General features: G+C 72.5%; 13 protein-coding genes. 2 read left to right on the top strand and 11 right to left on the bottom strand.

All coding sequences use genetic code 11. From position 1 onward, the window contains the following. Window positions 1–206: 206 nt before the first annotated feature. The 8 genes from ABT137_RS07890 to infC all read right to left on the bottom strand — a co-directional run bounded on the left by ABT137_RS07890 (window position 207) and on the right by infC (window position 9,199). The gene (locus ABT137_RS07890) at window positions 207–1,337 is read right to left on the bottom strand and encodes a PP2C family protein-serine/threonine phosphatase (RefSeq protein ID WP_351704186.1); all 1,131 of its coding nucleotides are present in this window, start codon (window positions 1,335–1,337) and stop codon (window positions 207–209) included. Window positions 1,338–1,607: 270 nt separating this feature from the next. Next, a complete protein-coding gene (gene pheT, locus ABT137_RS07885; protein WP_351704183.1) occupies window positions 1,608–4,130 on the bottom strand; it encodes a phenylalanine--tRNA ligase subunit beta in 2,523 nt (840 codons plus the stop codon). Next, window positions 4,130–5,251: a phenylalanine--tRNA ligase subunit alpha gene (gene pheS / locus ABT137_RS07880; RefSeq protein WP_351704180.1), complete on the bottom strand. Its 1,122-nt coding sequence runs from the start codon at window positions 5,249–5,251 to the stop codon at window positions 4,130–4,132. The genes pheT and pheS overlap by 1 nt, the downstream gene beginning before the upstream one ends. A gap of 152 nt (window positions 5,252–5,403) precedes the next feature. Continuing rightward, on the bottom strand, window positions 5,404–6,540 hold the full coding sequence (locus ABT137_RS07875; protein ID WP_351704177.1) for a sensor histidine kinase: 1,137 nt from the start codon (window positions 6,538–6,540) through the stop codon (window positions 5,404–5,406). 54 nt (window positions 6,541–6,594) lie between these two features. Then, window positions 6,595–7,455, bottom strand: coding sequence for a TrmH family RNA methyltransferase (locus ABT137_RS07870; protein ID WP_351704174.1), 861 nt, complete (start codon window positions 7,453–7,455; stop codon window positions 6,595–6,597). A 260-nt stretch (window positions 7,456–7,715) separates the two neighbouring features. Continuing rightward, window positions 7,716–8,099 carry a 50S ribosomal protein L20 gene (gene rplT, locus ABT137_RS07865; RefSeq protein ID WP_351704171.1) on the bottom strand — a complete coding sequence of 128 codons (384 nt, stop codon included), beginning with the start codon at window positions 8,097–8,099 and terminating at the stop codon, window positions 7,716–7,718. Window positions 8,100–8,199: 100 nt separating this feature from the next. Then, window positions 8,200–8,394, bottom strand: coding sequence for a 50S ribosomal protein L35 (gene rpmI, locus ABT137_RS07860; RefSeq protein ID WP_046726698.1), 195 nt, complete (start codon window positions 8,392–8,394; stop codon window positions 8,200–8,202). A 133-nt stretch (window positions 8,395–8,527) separates the two neighbouring features. Next, window positions 8,528–9,199 carry a translation initiation factor IF-3 gene (infC, locus tag ABT137_RS07855; protein ID WP_351704168.1) on the bottom strand — a complete coding sequence of 224 codons (672 nt, stop codon included), beginning with the start codon at window positions 9,197–9,199 and terminating at the stop codon, window positions 8,528–8,530. A gap of 375 nt (window positions 9,200–9,574) precedes the next feature. Here infC and ABT137_RS07850 point away from each other — a divergent pair, with 375 nt between their 5' ends. Beyond that, on the top strand, window positions 9,575–9,949 hold the full coding sequence (locus ABT137_RS07850; protein WP_217550395.1) for a DUF1844 domain-containing protein: 375 nt from the start codon (window positions 9,575–9,577) through the stop codon (window positions 9,947–9,949). A gap of 7 nt (window positions 9,950–9,956) precedes the next feature. On the opposite strand, the gene ABT137_RS07845 is transcribed toward ABT137_RS07850, so the two are convergent. Next, a complete protein-coding gene (locus tag ABT137_RS07845) occupies window positions 9,957–10,691 on the bottom strand; it encodes an SseB family protein (protein ID WP_351704165.1) in 735 nt (244 codons plus the stop codon). 150 nt (window positions 10,692–10,841) lie between these two features. On the opposite strand from ABT137_RS07845, the gene ABT137_RS07840 reads away from it, so the two are divergent. After that, the gene (locus tag ABT137_RS07840; protein ID WP_351704162.1) at window positions 10,842–11,837 is read left to right on the top strand and encodes a serine hydrolase; all 996 of its coding nucleotides are present in this window, start codon (window positions 10,842–10,844) and stop codon (window positions 11,835–11,837) included. Window positions 11,838–11,984: 147 nt separating this feature from the next. Here ABT137_RS07840 and mycP read toward each other — a convergent pair whose 3' ends face one another. Both mycP and ABT137_RS07830 read right to left on the bottom strand, forming a co-directional pair. Next, the gene (mycP, locus tag ABT137_RS07835) at window positions 11,985–13,157 is read right to left on the bottom strand and encodes a type VII secretion-associated serine protease mycosin (protein WP_351704159.1); all 1,173 of its coding nucleotides are present in this window, start codon (window positions 13,155–13,157) and stop codon (window positions 11,985–11,987) included. Next, entirely contained in the window at window positions 13,154–14,107 is a 954-nt protein-coding gene (locus tag ABT137_RS07830; protein WP_351704156.1) for a hypothetical protein, read from the bottom strand. The genes mycP and ABT137_RS07830 overlap by 4 nt, the downstream gene beginning before the upstream one ends. Between the last annotated feature and the right edge of the window lie 1,150 nt (window positions 14,108–15,257).

Raw genomic sequence — 15,257 nt, 5'->3', positions numbered from 1 at the left:
CCCCCCGAGTGGCCTGGTGCCGTCAGCGTAGTGCGGGTGCGTTCACACGGGGTGTGAACGAAGTGCGCGAATCCGTAGCGTGCGCGCACTGTCGCGGAGCGTGTCGGGCCGGTTGACTGAACTGCCTCGCAAGAGGCCGGCCGGGCCGCCGGCTCCCCCTCGTACAGTGCGGTGGCCTGGCCGCTGGCTCGGCCGACGTTCGGGGGCTAGCCTTGCGTTGTCGGCTGCGGGTGCGTGGTGGTTGCTCGCGCCCGCGCGGCGGAGCCGCTGATGTCCTCGCCCCGCGCCCCCAAGTAAGGGCGTTGGTGCTGGCGTTCGTTGTGAAGTACCAGCAGTGCGATGTCGTCGGTCGGGCGGCCGTTGGTGTGGTGGAGGAGAGCGGTGAAGACCGTGCGAAGGATGGTCTGGGGGGAGACCGGGCGGTCTCGTACCGCTTCCCTGAGCGCTTCCGGCAGGGAGAAGAAGTGGCCCTTCGGGCTTCTCGCGTCCTCCGCGCCGTCCGTGTAGAGGACGAGCGACTCGCCGTCGAGCAACTGGCCGCAGTCGGTGGCGGTCAGGTCCGTCGGCAGCGGGAAAGGCCCGAGGGGCGGTAGTGGATCGGCCAGTGACAGGGGCTCCACTCGCGCACCGCTCAGCACGTACGGCCATGGGTGACCGCAGTTGATCGCCCGAAGCCCGCCGTCTCCCGCGATCTCCAGCAACAGCACGGTGACGAACTCCTCGGCCACCGGGCCGTCCGGATCCTGGCCGCTGGACGGATGCTCGGCCCTGGCTCGTTCTCGTAGGTGTCTGGCGAGGGCGCGGTCCAGGCGGCCGAGCACGCGCTCCAGTTCGGGTTCGTCGTGGGCGGCCTCGCGGAAGCTGCCGAGAACCGCGGCAACCGTACCGATCGCCGACAGTCCGTGCCCGCGTACGTCGCCCATCACGACCCGTACGCCGTGTTCGGTGGCGACGGCCTCGTAGAGATCGCCGCCGATGCTCGCGCCCCGGTCGGCGGAGAGCTGGGCGGCGGCGACGTTCAGCCCGGCGAGCCGGGGCGGCGGCGGCCGTAGCAGCACGCTCTGCGCGGCGCCGGCGACCATGCGGGCCTGCCGCAACTCCCGGAGCAGGGCCCGGCGGACATGCAGTATCAGCCCGGTGCCGACCGCGAAGAACACGGCGCTGGTGACGATCCGCGCGCCGAGCCCGGTCTGCTCGGCCAGCGGGCATCCGAATTTGTAGCCGACCGCGACGGCTCCCCACACCGTGGGCAACCCCAGGGCGAGAGCACGGCGCCCGGGCCGTGAATTCGTCCGGGGCCGCCTGCTGCGGGGAACTCCAGCTTTGCTGCGGATCATGCCAATGGCCCCCATGTAGGCGCCTGACAGAACAGACGGACCGACCCCGAAAGGCCGGTCCGATTCTGTCGACGGCATGCCCCGAAAGGGCCATGTCTCGGATGGATCTCACCCAAATGAGTGACCACCCACGAGACACCCGCATTTATGCAGGTGGCAAGCGCCCCGAAGGGGCGCTGGGGGTACCCCCGGCCGAAGGCTGGGGGAGGAACTGCGCGATCAGCCACGACGAAACCCGCACCCGGCCGAAACGCGCAGCCCCCACGACGCCTAGCCGCGCAGCACCGCCCCCGTACGCTCCCCCGCCAGGGCAACCGCAGCGTCACGGGCCGCCGACGCCTCATCGACCGTCAGCGTCCGGTCACCGGCCCGGAACCTCAGCGCATACGCCAGCGACTTCTTCCCGTCGCCCAGCTGCTCGTCGTTGACGTAGACGTCGAACAGGCGGATCGCTTCGAGGAGCTCACCCGCGCCCTCGCGCAACGCGGCCTCGACATCGGCGGCCGGCACCGGCTTGTCCACCACGAGGGCGACATCCTGCGTGGCCACCGGGAACGTCGAGATGCCCGGCGCCTGCGGGGTGCCGTCGCCGACCTGCTCCAGCGCGTCCAGGTTCAGCTCCATCGCGCAGGTGCGGGCCGGCAGACCGAGGGCCTTGACCACGCGCGGATGCAGCTCACCGGCGTGGCCCACGACCTGCTCCGCGCCGTCGGCGACGACGACCAGCTCGGCACACCGGCCGGGGTGCCACGGCCCGTACTGCCCGGACCGCACGATCAGCTCGGCCCCGGCCTCACGCGCGACCGCGCGCCCCGCCTCGACCGCGTCGGCCCAGTCGGCCGGACGGCCCTTGCCCCACCAGCCGGCCTGCTCGCGGGCGCCCGCGAGGACGACGGCGACATGGCGCGGCTGCTCGGGCAGCACGGCGTTGAGCGCGGCGAGTTCCGCGTCGGTCGGGCGGCGGTCGACCGGCAGGTGACCGGCGATGCCCTGCTCCGCGCGCGGGAGGAAGACCAGGCCGGTCTCGAACAGCGCCAGGTCGTGCGCGCCGCGCCCGTCGTTGCGCCGGAGCGCACCGAGCAGGCCCGGCAGCAGCGAGGTGCGGAGCGCGGGCTCCTCGTCGTTGAGCGGGTTGGTCAGCCGGACGACGCGGCGGGCCGGGTCGTCGGCGGCCAGGCCCAGCTGGTCGAAGACCTGCTCGCCGACGAACGGGTAGTTCGGCGCCTCGACGTAACCGGCCCCGGCGAGCGCGCGGCCGACCCGGCGGTGCAGGCGCTGCCGGTGGGTCAGGCCCCGGCCGGACGGCGGCTTGGGGAGCGTGGAGGGCAGGTTCTCGTAGCCCTCCAGGCGGATGACCTCTTCGGCCAGGTCGTTCTGTTCGAGCAGGTCGGGCCGCCAGGACGGGACGGTGACAATCAGCTCGTCCTGCCCGTAGACGTCGCAGCCGACCTCCTGGAGGCGGCGGACGACGATCTCCCGGCCGTACTCGACACCCGCGACCTTGTCGGGGTGGTTCGCCGCGACCGTGATGGTGTGCGGCGCGGACGGCGCGATGACCTCGGTGACGCCGGCCTCGGCGGTGCCGCCGGCGAGCAGCACCAGCAGGTCGACCGTGCGCTGCGCGGCGGCGGCCGCGGCCTGCGGGTCGACGCCGCGCTCGAAGCGGCGGGAGGCCTCCGAGGACAGCTTGTGCCGGCGGGCGGTGCGCGCGATGGCGACGGCGTCGAAGTGGGCCGCCTCGATGACCACGTCGGTCGTGGCGTTCGCCCCGTTCTCGGCGGCATCGTGGTCGGCGATCTCGGTGTTGGCGCCGCCCATGACGCCCGCGAGACCGATCGGGCCGCGGTCGTCGGTGATGACCAGGTCCTCGGCGTGCAGCTTCCGCTCGGTGCCGTCGAGGGTGACGATCTTCTCGCCCTCGGCCGCGCGGCGGACGCCGATGGTGCCCTGGACCAGCTTGCGGTCGTAGGCGTGCAGCGGCTGGCCGAGCTCCATCATCACGTAGTTGGTGACGTCGACCGCGAGGGAGATCGGGCGCATGCCGACCTTCTGCAGGCGGCGCTGCAGCCAGATCGGGGAGCGGGCCTCGGGGCTCAGACCGGTGACGGTGCGCGCGGTGAAGCGGTCGCAGCCGAGCGGGTCGGAGACCTGGACCGGGTAGCCGAAGGCGTTCGGTCCCGGCACGTCGATCAGCGCCGGGTCGCGCAGCGGCAGGCCGTAGCCGATGGCGGCCTCGCGGGCCACGCCGCGGAGGGACAGGCAGTCGCCGCGGTTGGCGGTGACGGCGATGTCCAGGACCTCGTCGACCAGCTCCAGGAGCTCGATGGCGTCCTTGCCGACCTCGGTCTCCGGCGGCAGCACGATGATGCCGTGGCTGCCGTCGTCGCCCATGCCCAGCTCGCCGCTGGAGCAGATCATGCCGTGCGAGGTCCTGCCGTACGTCTTCCGCGCGGCGATGGCGAAGTCACCGGGCAGCACGGCTCCCGGAAGTACGACCACGACCTTGTCGCCGACGGCGAAGTTGCGGGCGCCGCAGACGATCTCCTGGGGCTCGCCGGTGCCGTTGGCGGTGCCGACGTCGACGGTGCAGAAGCGGATCGGCTTCTTGAAGCCCTCCAGCTCCTCGATGGTCAGCACCCGGCCGACGACCAGGGGGCCCTTGAGGCCGTCGCCGAGCTGCTCGACCGTCTCGACCTCGAGACCGCCCGAAATAAGCTTGGCCTGCACGTCGCGGCCGGTCTCGGTGGCCGGCAGGTCGACGTACTCCCGCAGCCAGGAAAGCGGGACCCGCATCAGATCTCCATCCCGAACGGCCGGGTGAACCGGACGTCACCCTCGACCATGTCTCGCATGTCCTCGACGTTGTGGCGGAACATCAGCATCCGCTCGATGCCGAACCCGAAGGCGAAGCCGCTGTACTTCTCCGGGTCGACACCGCAGGCGGTGAGCACCCGCGGGTTGACCATGCCGCAGCCGCCCAGCTCGATCCAGCCCTCGGAGGAGCAGGTACGGCAGGGGCGGTCGGGGTTGCCGACGGACTCGCCCTTGCAGACGTAGCACAGCATGTCCATCTCGGCGCTGGGCTCGGTGAAGGGGAAGAAGTTCGGCCGCAGCCGGGTCTTCATGCCCGGGCCGAACAGCGACTGGACCATGTGGTCCAGGGTGCCCTTGAGGTCCGACATGGTCAGGCCCTCGTCCACGGCGAGCAGCTCGACCTGGTGGAAGACCGGGGTGTGCGTGGCGTCCAGCTCGTCGGTGCGGTACACGCGGCCGGGGCAGATCACGTACACCGGCAGCTCGCGGTCGAGCAGGGAGCGGATCTGGACCGGGGAGGTGTGGGTGCGCAGCACCACGCCGGACTCCGTGCCGCCCTCGGGGCCCTGCACGAAGAAGGTGTCCGCCTCGCCGCGGGCCGGGTGGTCCGGGCCGATGTTGAGGGCGTCGAAGTTGAACCACTCGGCCTCGACCTGCGGGCCCTCGGCGACCTCGTAGCCCATGGCCACGAAGATGTCCTCGATGCGGTCGGACAGGGTGGTCAGCGGGTGGCGGGCGCCGGCCGGGACACGGTCGTAGGGCAGCGTGACGTCCACCGCCTCCTCGACCAGCACCCGGGCGTCGCGCTCGGCCTCCAGCTCCTCCTGCCGGCCCGCGAGGGCCTTGTTCACGGCGCCCCGGGCCTGGCCGACCAGCTTGCCGGCGGCGGCCTTGGCGTGCGGGGGCAGCGCGCCGATCTCGCGGTTGGCGAGGGCCAGCGGGGAGGCGCCGCCGGTGTGGGCGACCTTGGCCTCCTGGAGCGCGTCGAGGGAGTCCGCGGCGGCGAAGGCGGCGAGCGCCTCGTCCCGCATGCGCTCGATCTCTTCCGGTTTCAACGCCTCGACCTCGACAGGGTCGTACGACTTATTCGGTGCCGACATCTCTTCCCGTGCTTCCGATTGTCCCCCAGCTAACGCTGGGAGGTGCCCCCAGGCGGATGGTCCCCGTGACCGTTGCTGGGCCGTGTGAAGGACACAAAGGTGCCAAAGGCCGAGTCTAACGGGGTGGAGCTATACGAAGAGCCCGTGGGCCGTCAGGCGAGATACGCCGGCGCGCTCACGGGCAACGTAAATCGGAACTCGGCGCCGCCGCCGGGGGCGCGTCCGACGGTGATGGTGCCGCCGTGGGCCTCGACGATGCCCTTGACGATGTACAGCCCGAGGCCGGTGCCGCCGCGCTTGCTGCCCCGCCAGAAGCGGGTGAAGACGCGGTTCATGGACTCCTCCGGGATGCCGGGCCCTTCGTCGCTCACCGTGACCGACGTACCGGCGTCCTCCCCTTCGCGCGGGGACGCCGTGGCCGTGATGGCAATGGTGACGGTTCCCTCGCCGTGCCGCACGGCATTTTCGATGAGGTTGCTGAGGACCTGGTCGACCTTGTCGGGGTCGGCCCACAGCGCGGGCAGCGGCTGCTCGACGCGGAGCAGGAACCGGTCGGCGGGCAGCCCGGCGGCGACGTAGGCCTGGATGTGCCGTCCGACGGCCGCGCCTATGTCGACGGGTTGCCGGCGTACTTCAAGGCGTCCGCTGTCAATCCTTGAGATGTCCAGCAGCTCGGCGATGAGCCGGGTGACCCGGTCGGCGTCGGCGTCGACCGTCTCCAGCATCAGCCGTTTCTGGTCGTCGGTGAACCGTTCCCACTTGGCGAGCAGGGTGGCCGTGAACCCCTTGACGGAGGTCAGCGGAGACCGCAGCTCGTGCGCGACGGTGGCGATCAGCTCGGCGTGACTGCGTTCGGTACGGCGGCGGGCCTCGGTGTCCCGCAGCGACACGACGACGCGACGGACGGGCCCGGTGGGTTCGGCGCGCACATACCGGGCCGACACCAGCACTTCCCGTCCGCCGGGCAGCAGCAGGTTCCGCTCGGGCTGGCCGACCCGGATGGCGAGGCCGCCGTAGGGGTCGGTGAGCTGCCACCAGCGCCGCCCCTCCAGGTCCTCTAAGGGGAGAGCCTTCTCCAGGCGCTGTCCGAGGGCGTCGGCGGGTGCGGTTGCGGTGATGCGGGCGGCGGCGGCGTTGAAGCAGACGACGAGACCCTGTTCGTCGGCGACCACCAGGCCGTCGGGCAGCTCGTCGGGGTCGATGCCGAGCCCGGTGAGGTCGCCGTGCCGGGGCGCGGGTACGCGGCCGGTGCCGCGGCCCCCCGGCGCGTTGCTGGTGCCGACACTCATACCCCGTACTCCACCTCTCAGACGGCGCAGCAGGCCCCCGAGCTGGTCACCCTACTAGCTCTCGGTGACGGAACGGCACCCTCCGGAGGCGCGCTGTGCACGGGCCGATGCGTAGAGACATACGGCGGCGGCGGTGGCGAGGTTCAGGCTTTCGGCCTTCCCGTGGATCGGGACGCGCACGACGGCGTCCGCCAGCGCGCGGGTCTCCTCCGGGAGCCCCCAGGCCTCGTTCCCGAACACCCAGGCCGTGGGCCCGCCCATGGTCCCCTTGTCCAGCTCGTCGTCGAGGTCGTCGGTCCCGGCCCCGTCTGCGGCGAGGATCCGCACGCCGACGCCCTTCAGCCCGGCGACGGCCTGCTCGACGGGGACGCCGACGGCGACGGGCAGGTGGAAGTGCGAGCCGACGGAGGCCCGGACCGCCTTCGGGTTGTACAGGTCCACGGACGCGTCGGTCAGGACGACCGCCTCCGCCCCGGCGGCGTCGGCGCACCGCAGCACGGTGCCGGCGTTGCCGGGGTCCCGGACGTTGGCGAGGACGGCGACCAGCCGGGGGCGGGCGGCGAGGATCTCCTCGAACGGCGTGTCCAGGAACCGGCACACCCCGACGAGCCCCTGGGGCGTCACGGTGGTGGAGATGTCGGCGATGACGTCCTCGGAGGCGAGGTGGATCCGGGCGCCGGCCGTCCTGGCCTCCCCCACGATGTCGGCGTACCGCTCGGCCGCCTCGACGGTCGCGAACAGCTCGACGAGCGTGGGCACGTCACCGCCCCGATGCCCGGCCGCCTCCCGCACGGCCTGCGGCCCCTCGGCGAGAAACAGCCGCTCCTTGCCCCGGAAGTTCCGCCGCTCCAGCCGCCGGGCAGCGGCGACACGGGCGGAACGGGGGGAGATCAGCTCGGGGGTGGCGGGGGTCATGTGCGTTCTTCACCTTCGGGGCAATTTTTCCCGCCGCAACGGCGAGCAACCACGACGTACGTTTTCGGCGGTGCCGAGCCCTGGGCCGGGGCAACAGTTTCACTTGCCCGCAGCTATGTCTTCTAGGGGCGCGGGGAACTGCGCGAGCAGCCCCCACCGGCCCGCGGCCGAAACACGGCAGGGCGCGGCAGCAACAGCAGGACCCGCAAGCCCTGAAGCCTGCGGGTCCTCACGTCACGTCGGCCGAAGCCAGCGCAGCGTCACGCCGCCTTGGGGGCGTTGACATCCGACGGCAGCGCCTTCTGGGCCACCTCGACGAGCGCGGCGAACGCGCTCGCGTCGTTGACCGCCAGCTCGGCCAGGATCTTGCGGTCGACCTCGACGTTCGCGGCCTTCAGACCCTGGATGAAGCGGTTGTAGGTGATGCCGTTGGCGCGGGCAGCGGCGTTGATGCGCTGGATCCACAGCTGACGGAAGTCGCCCTTGCGCTTCTTGCGGTCGTTGTAGTTGTAGACCAGCGAGTGGGTGACCTGCTCCTTGGCCTTGCGGTACAGGCGCGAACGCTGACCGCGGTAGCCGGAGGCCGCCTCGAGGATCGCCCGGCGCTTCTTGTGGGCGTTGACTGCCCGCTTGACGCGTGCCACTTGTTAACTCCTTGTAGCGGGGCCGCGGTTGGACTCACGCGGCCCGGAAACGACTGGGTCCCGGTGCTGCTGACTCAGGGCGCCGGCCGGCGCCCGCGTGTCACTTGCCGAGAAGCTTCTTGATCTTCGCGGTGTCACCCGGGGCCATCTCGGCGTTGCCGGTGAGGCGACGCGTCACACGGGACGACTTGTGCTCGAGCAGGTGGCGCTTGCCGGCGCGCTCACGCAGGACCTTGCCGGAGCCGGTGACCTTGAAGCGCTTGCTGGCACCGCTGTGCGTCTTGTTCTTCGGCATAGCGCCGTTATCTCCTCGTCGGTGGCGCTCCGGTGCCCGGTCGTGAAACCGGGCACGATGGAACGTCGCTCTTGTATCGGTTACATCCTGGGACTCGCGCCCCTGGTGCTGACCTGGGGCGTTGACCCCGGGATCACGCCTCGGCGGGCTCCTCGGCAGGCGCCTCGGCCGCGTCGACCTCGGCAGCGTTCTGCGAGCGGCCGGGGTTGGCCTTCGCATCCGCCTTGCGGGCCTCCTGCGCCTGACGGGCCTCGGCCATCGCCTCGGTCTTCTTCTTGTGCGGACCGAGAACCATGATCATGTTCCGGCCGTCCTGCTTAGGGTTCGACTCCACGAAGCCGAGGTCCTGGACGTCCTCCGCGAGCCGCTGCAGCAGTCGGTAGCCCAGCTCGGGCCGGGACTGCTCGCGACCACGGAACATGATCGTGATCTTGACCTTGTCGCCCTGCTTGAGGAACCGGACGACGTGACCCTTCTTGGTGTCATAGTCGTGCGGGTCGATCTTCGGCCGGAGCTTCATTTCCTTGATGACCGTGTGCGCCTGGTTCTTGCGCGCCTCACGGGCCTTCATGGCCGACTCGTACTTGAACTTCCCGTAGTCCATGAGCTTGCACACGGGCGGACGGGCGTTCGCCGCGACCTCGACCAGGTCCAGGTCGTACTCCTGCGCAAGCTCCAGCGCCTTGGCAAGCGGAACAATCCCGACCTGCTCGCCGCTGGGACCGACAAGTCGCACCTCGGGAACGCGAATCCGGTCGTTGATGCGGGGCTCGGTGCTGATGGATCCTCCTCGGTAGCACCACACGGCGGTCTGGCGGACCGCCGCGCAACGTCTGTTTTCGTGAGACCTAACCGCACCGAAGCAGAAAAAATGCCCCGGACGATCACAGGCGGGGCTCCTCGAACTACCGGAACACCGCCGCGGGGATCGCGGGGCGCACAATCGGACGGAACGCCGTCGCCGTTGCGGCGAAGCGACCGTCTGACCGGTGACCCGCCGCCCAGAGGGTGGTCGGGTGGGAGTTCGAAGCCTCCACTTGTGGGCCGGTTCAGCTACCTATGCGGCATACCTGTCCGGCCGGTCGTCACACCAGGCTAGCAGCAAAGCCGGGGCGGGGCTAATTGAGACGACCTGGGGCTAAGTGAGAGCCTCCGCACCCCTGCGCCTATCGTGTGGGGCATGAGTGAGACGCCCCTTCCCGGCCCCGGTGACGCCGGGCAGCCCGACTTCGACGAGATGACCCGCGACATCGCGGAGGTCCCCGCGGTCGAGGTGATCGTGACGGTCGCCGTCAACCTGATGAGTGCCGCGGCCGTGAAGCTCGGGCTGACCGAGGAGGGGGACAAGTACAAGGACCTGGACGAGGCCCGCAAGCTGGTCACCGCCCTCGCCGGGCTGCTCGACGCGTCCGCGACCGAGATCAGCTCCTTCCACGCGGCTCCGCTGCGGGACGGCCTGAAGTCGCTCCAGCTGGCCTTCCGCGAGGCCTCGATCGTCCCCGACGAGCCCGGCCAGGGCCCCGGCGAGAAGTACACCGGCCCGGTCTACGGCTGACCGCCGCTCAGTCCCTGACGTACAAGGGCTCGCCCGGAGGCGTGGTCCCGGCCGGCAGCAGTGCCAGGTCGAGGCCGCGCACCAGGCGGGCCCGCAGTGTCTCGTCGGCGGCGAGCCGCTCGGCGACGGCCCGGGCGGCCTCGGCGGGCGGCGCGGCGGCCGGGTCGAGGACCAGCGCCAGCGTCCCGTCGGCCGCTCCGGGCCCGAGGTGGGCGCGGAGCACGGCGGGCTCGGCGGCCACCGCGGCCCGGACGGCCCCGACCACGGCCGGGTCGGCGAGCGGGTCGGTGGGCGTACGCCCCTCGGCGAGGGCCAGCAGCGCCGAGCCGGTCAGCTCGAACGGCACCGGCCCCGACAGGTCGAGGACCACCGTGTCGGCCTTCTCGTGCGCGGCGGCCTGGAGCGCCTGGTGCAGGGGTACGGCGACGGGCCGGGCCGCCGGGTCCCAGCGGGCCAGCGACTCGGTGGAGGTGAAGGCCGGCAGGGCGGTGCGGCGGCCCGCCTTCAGGGTGGGGACGGCCATGTCACTGGTCTTCTCGCGGCGCAAGCCGTTCTCGTCCTCCTCGACCTCGCCGAGGACGGCGACCACCGGGACCAGGAGCCGGGCGCCCTGCAGCGCCTCCAGGACCGGTCCGACGGCGCTTCGGTCCGCGGCCCAGGCGGACAGCGCGGCGGCCAGCCGGGGGTCGGCGGAGCCGTCGTCGTCGGAGTAGCCGGAGTCGGGAATGTTCTTGTTCGCCACGGTCCCCGACCCTATCGGTGGGATGCTGCTGCGGTTGTGCGGCCCCCGAAACCGGCTCGACACGACTTTCACGGGAATCTCAGATTTCCCTGACCTACTTCTAACTTCCAACAAACGGCTCGCACAGTCCCCGCCCCGAGCATCGCGGGCATGGAGTCCCCCAGAGCCACCTCAGGATCCCGTCGGGCCCGCCGTCGCGCCCGGCCCCGGCGCCGGGCCCTTCTCTACGTCTCCCTCGCCACGGTCGCCGTCGTCGGGGCCACCGCGGCGGGAACCGTGTACGTGAAGGCGCACGCGCGCGACAACGCCGTATCCTCGGCGGCGTCGCCGACGCCGTCCTCCTCGGCCTCGGCCTCGGCGAGTGGGGAGGCATCGGTGGAACCCGTGACGGAGCCGGCCGTGGACCGGGACGCGCTGCTGGGTACGGCGCTGGGGAAGGTGACCGTGCCGTCCGGGGCGAAGGTCTCGGCAGCCGTCCTCGACCTGGACTCCGGCGGCAGTGCGACCTACGGCGACTCGGCCTTCGACACCGCGAGCATCGTCAAGGTCGACATCCTGGCGACGCTGCTGCTGCAGGCGCAGGACGCCGGCCGGCATCTGACGGCGACGGAGAAGGCGTACGCCACGAAGATGATCGAGAACAGCGACAACACGTCGGCGTCCCAGCTGTGGGACGTCATCGGGAAGGCGACGGGCCTGGACGCCGCGAACAAGCGGTTCGGGCTGACGTCGACCGAGGGTGGCGACGGGGCGCTGTGGGGGCTCACGCAGACCACCGCCGCCGATCAACTCACCCTGCTCCAGCAGGTGTTCGGCGACGACTCGAAGCTGAGCGAGGCCTCGCAGGCGTACCTGCAGGGGCTGATGAAGACGGTCGAGTCGGACCAGAGGTGGGGGGTCTCGGCCGCCGCCGACGGTGCGGAGTACGCGCTGAAGAACGGGTGGCTGGCGCGGAGCACGACCGGGTTGTGGGACGTCAACAGCATCGGGCGGGTGACGGTGGGCGGGACCGACTATCTGGTGGCCGTGCTGTCCAAGGGGACCGTGAGCCAGGCGAAGGGGATCTCGCTGGTGGAGGCGGCTGCGAAAGCGGCGGTGGGCTCCTTCACCGAAGCCGATTCGTCTGCTTCGGCTTCGGCTTCGTAGTTTCGTCTGCCTCGGCTTCGGCTTCGTAGTAAGGGCAGGGACGACGGGTTCGGAGACGACTGCGGCTGCGTGGGGGCTTGCCGCGCAGTTCCTCCCCCAGCCTTCGGCCGGGGGTGCCCCCAGCGCCCCTTCGGGGGCGCGTTTCCCTCAGGGTGTTTCGAAGGACCGTCTGCGGCCTCGCCACAGGACCACCGCCGCGACCAGCAGCACGCCGCCCGAACCGCCCGCCAGCGGTGCCGCCCAGTCCGTCGCGCTGGTCGTCTTCTCCTCCGGGTCCGGGCCGGAGCCGAAGTACTTCTTGCTGTACGAGGCCGACGTCAGGTTCTGCGTCTTCAGGCGGGCCGCGGCCTTGATGGCGGCCGCCGGGTCGATCATGCCGAAGCCCCGGGAGTCGTCGCGGCCGCCGGCCGGGGCGTCGCCGGCGGTGTCCTCCAGGAGCTTCTTGATCTGGGCCGGGGTGAGCCCGGGGTGGGCGGCCTTGATCAGGGCCACGGCGCCGGAGACGAAGGCCGAGGCGGCACTCGTCCCCCAGCCCTCGTAGTACTTGTGGTCCGGGTCGGCGATGACGATGTCGACGCCGGGCGCGCTGATCGTGGCGTACCAGCGGCGGGTGGAGAAGCCGGCGCGGGTGCCGAACTTGTCCACCGCGGTGGCGGCGATGACGCCCGGGTAGGCCGCCGGGTAGGAGATGTGGTCGCCCTTGTCGCCGCCGTTGCCCGCCGAGGCGACGACCACGACGTCCTTCTTCAGGGCGTACTGGATGGCCTCGTCCTCGCTGGGCTCGGGGTGCGCGGAGTCGGAGTCGTCCCCGAGGGAGAGGTTGATGACGTCGGCGCCGTGGTCGGCGGCCCAGCGGATGCCCTCGGCGAGGGCGTTGCCCCGGGTGGAGCGGGCCTTGGCACGGGCGCTGTCACCGTCTTCGAGGATGACCCGGACGGGCAGGATCTTGGCCTCCGGGGCGACCCCCATCACGCCGTCGCCGTTGCCGACCCCGTGGCCGTGACCGGCGATGATGCCGGCCATGGCGGTGCCGTGGCGGGCCCAGTCGCGGTCGCCCGGCCCGGCGCCGAAACCGATCATGTCCTTGGCGGCCAGGACGTTGCCCGTGAGGTCCGGGTGGTCGGCCTCGACGCCGGTGTCCAGGACGGCGACGGTGATGCCCTTGCCCTTGGTGGTCTGCCAGGCCTCGTCGAGGTGCAGGGCGGACAGCCCCCACTGCTGGGCGCGGATGCTGTCCGCGTACGCGGTCGTGGAGGGCAGCAGGGCGAGCGAGCCGGCCAGCAGCAGGCTCACCGCGGCCCCGGTTGCGCGGCGCTTCATGAGGGCTTCTCCGTTGCCGGTCCTGCGATGTTCTGGCGCAGTCGCCGTTCGATGCGGTCGGCCAGACCCTCCGCCTCGTTGCCGAGGCCGGCCTGGGCCGCCGCCGTGGTGGCACCGGACGCCTCGGCGTCGGCGGCGGGCTGCGGGGTGTCGACGGTACGGCCGTCGGCCCAGCCCGAGACGGCGTAGGCGACGACCGGGGCGTCGGTGAGCACGGAGATCGTCCAGGAGCCGCGCTGGTGCGGGCCGAACCGCTCGGCCGCGGTGTTCTTCTCGGCGTACGGGAGGGGCAGCAGGTCGGTACGGCGGTCCAGGCGCTCGTCCGTGAACCGCTTGGCCAGGGCGGCCATGCCGGCCGAGTCGGCCTTCGTGAACAGCAGACCGACGGTCGTCACGTAGCTCTGGGTGGCGTCGGTGTAGGTGGCGCGGATCAGGCGCTGGCAGCCGACGGGCGCGAGGGCCTTGCGCAGCAGCGGGTCGAAGGCGCCGGAGCAGCCGCCGGCCGGGGCGACGGCGATCCGGGTCCAGGTGCGGTCGGCTCCGCCCGGGCCGGCGCCGGTGCCCTGCACGGTGCGCGGGAACAGCTCGTCGACGGGCACGTTGTGCCAGAGGCCGGAGGCGGAGCTGAAGCTGGTCGCCGCGCTCGCGTCACCGCCGTCGTCGACGATCCAGCCGCCGGTCACCGCGCCGCCGATGAGGCCGAGGCCGAGGACCATGCAGGCGGCGGCAGCGACGGTACGAGGCGCCACGCGACCGGCCAACGACAGCCCCCGCCCCCGCTCGTCGTACCCCTCGGGCTCACCGAAGGTCACAACGGGCCGCTCCCGGCCGGGAGTTCCCGCGGAGGCGCTCCAGGACATCGAGGGGTCCGGGGCGGGGCCGAGCAGGTGGGACGGCGGTGCGGTGTCGCGGTAGGAAGGCGGCGCGGGGGCGTGGGCGGGATGCGGCACGGTGGCGGAGTCCGGACGAGCCGGAGCCGGGGCGGTGGCCGGAGCGGCCGCAGGCCGCGGTGGCGCTCCCGCCGCCGGGCGCGCGGGACCGTCGACGGCCGGGAACGCCGTACCGGTCGCCGACGAAGCGGCGGGACGCGTCTGGTCAGCGCTGTCCGGGAGCCCCACCGGACGCGGCGGACCGGAGGCCGCCGGGCCACCCGGCCGAGGCGGCACCGCGCCCACCGGGGCACCGGCTGCCGGAGGCACCGTCGGACGCGGCGGAGCACCGGCCGCCGGGACGCTCGTCGGACGCGAGGGCACGCCGGCCGCCGCGGACCCGGCCGGACGCAAGGGTGTGCCGGCCCCCGGACCGCTCGTCGGACGCGGCGAACCGCCGGGCGCGGCGGGCCCCGCGGGACGCGAGGGAGCACCGGCCGCCGCGGGCCCCGCCGGACGCGGTGCGGCACCCGCCGTCGGAGGATCCGCGGGACGCAAGGGTCTGCCGGCCGCCGGAGCGTCCGTCGGGCGCGGTGGTGTGTCGGTGGACGGAGGCTGGGCCGGCCGGGGCGGCGGCGGGGCGGCCTTCGGGGGTGTCGTGGGGCGTGGCGGGGCGGTCGGGACGGGGAACGTCCGCATGTGCGGGCTCCACGCGCTGCCCGAGCCCTGCGCGCCGATGGGGGAGGTCGGGTAGTCGCCGCGCGGCGGTTCGAGCCGTCCGCGTCCGGCCGCACCGGAGGTACCCCCGGTCGTCTCGCCCGACGGCGCGGACGGCGTGCCCGGGCGCGCGGCCGACGGCCCTGCGGCGCCGTGCCGCTCGTCCGACGACGGCTCCGGCTCCGCGGCCGTGCGGAGGGGGCGCGGCGAGGCGGTCGGTTCCGACCCGGAATCCGCGCGCCGCGGCGACGGGCCCGAGCCGTACGACAGCCGGAACGGCGCGCCCCGCCCGGTCTCCCGCCCGGGGGACACGGGCGGCACGGCACGGCCGGACCCCCGGTCCGAGGACGCCGACGGCCCCCCTCGGCCGGTCTCCTCCCCGGTCTCTCCACCGATCTCCCCGCCGAAAAACGCCGACGGCATCGGCGGCATCGCCCGACCGGACTCCCGGCCGGAAGGCGCCGGGGGTGTGTCCGGGAAGCGGGCCGAGGCCGGTGGTGGCGGCGGGGACGCG

Source organism: Streptomyces sp. NPDC001980 (assembly GCF_040296885.1).
Lineage (GTDB): Bacteria > Actinomycetota > Actinomycetes > Streptomycetales > Streptomycetaceae > Streptomyces.
The sequence above is the reverse complement of the archived record's forward strand: the minus strand, read 5'-3'. Positions and strand labels throughout refer to the sequence as shown.

Coding starts and splice junctions, on each gene's coding strand:
- ABT137_RS07890 (WP_351704186.1), bottom strand. CDS start 1,337: ATGATCCGCAGCAAAGCTGGAGTTCCCCGCAGCAGGCGGCCCCGGACG.
- pheT (WP_351704183.1), bottom strand. CDS start 4,130: ATGCGGGTCCCGCTTTCCTGGCTGCGGGAGTACGTCGACCTGCCGGCC.
- pheS (WP_351704180.1), bottom strand. CDS start 5,251: ATGTCGGCACCGAATAAGTCGTACGACCCTGTCGAGGTCGAGGCGTTG.
- ABT137_RS07875 (WP_351704177.1), bottom strand. CDS start 6,540: ATGAGTGTCGGCACCAGCAACGCGCCGGGGGGCCGCGGCACCGGCCGC.
- ABT137_RS07870 (WP_351704174.1), bottom strand. CDS start 7,455: ATGACCCCCGCCACCCCCGAGCTGATCTCCCCCCGTTCCGCCCGTGTC.
- rpmI (WP_046726698.1), bottom strand. CDS start 8,394: ATGCCGAAGAACAAGACGCACAGCGGTGCCAGCAAGCGCTTCAAGGTC.
- ABT137_RS07850 (WP_217550395.1), top strand. CDS start 9,575: ATGAGTGAGACGCCCCTTCCCGGCCCCGGTGACGCCGGGCAGCCCGAC.
- ABT137_RS07840 (WP_351704162.1), top strand. CDS start 10,842: ATGGAGTCCCCCAGAGCCACCTCAGGATCCCGTCGGGCCCGCCGTCGC.
- mycP (WP_351704159.1), bottom strand. CDS start 13,157: ATGAAGCGCCGCGCAACCGGGGCCGCGGTGAGCCTGCTGCTGGCCGGC.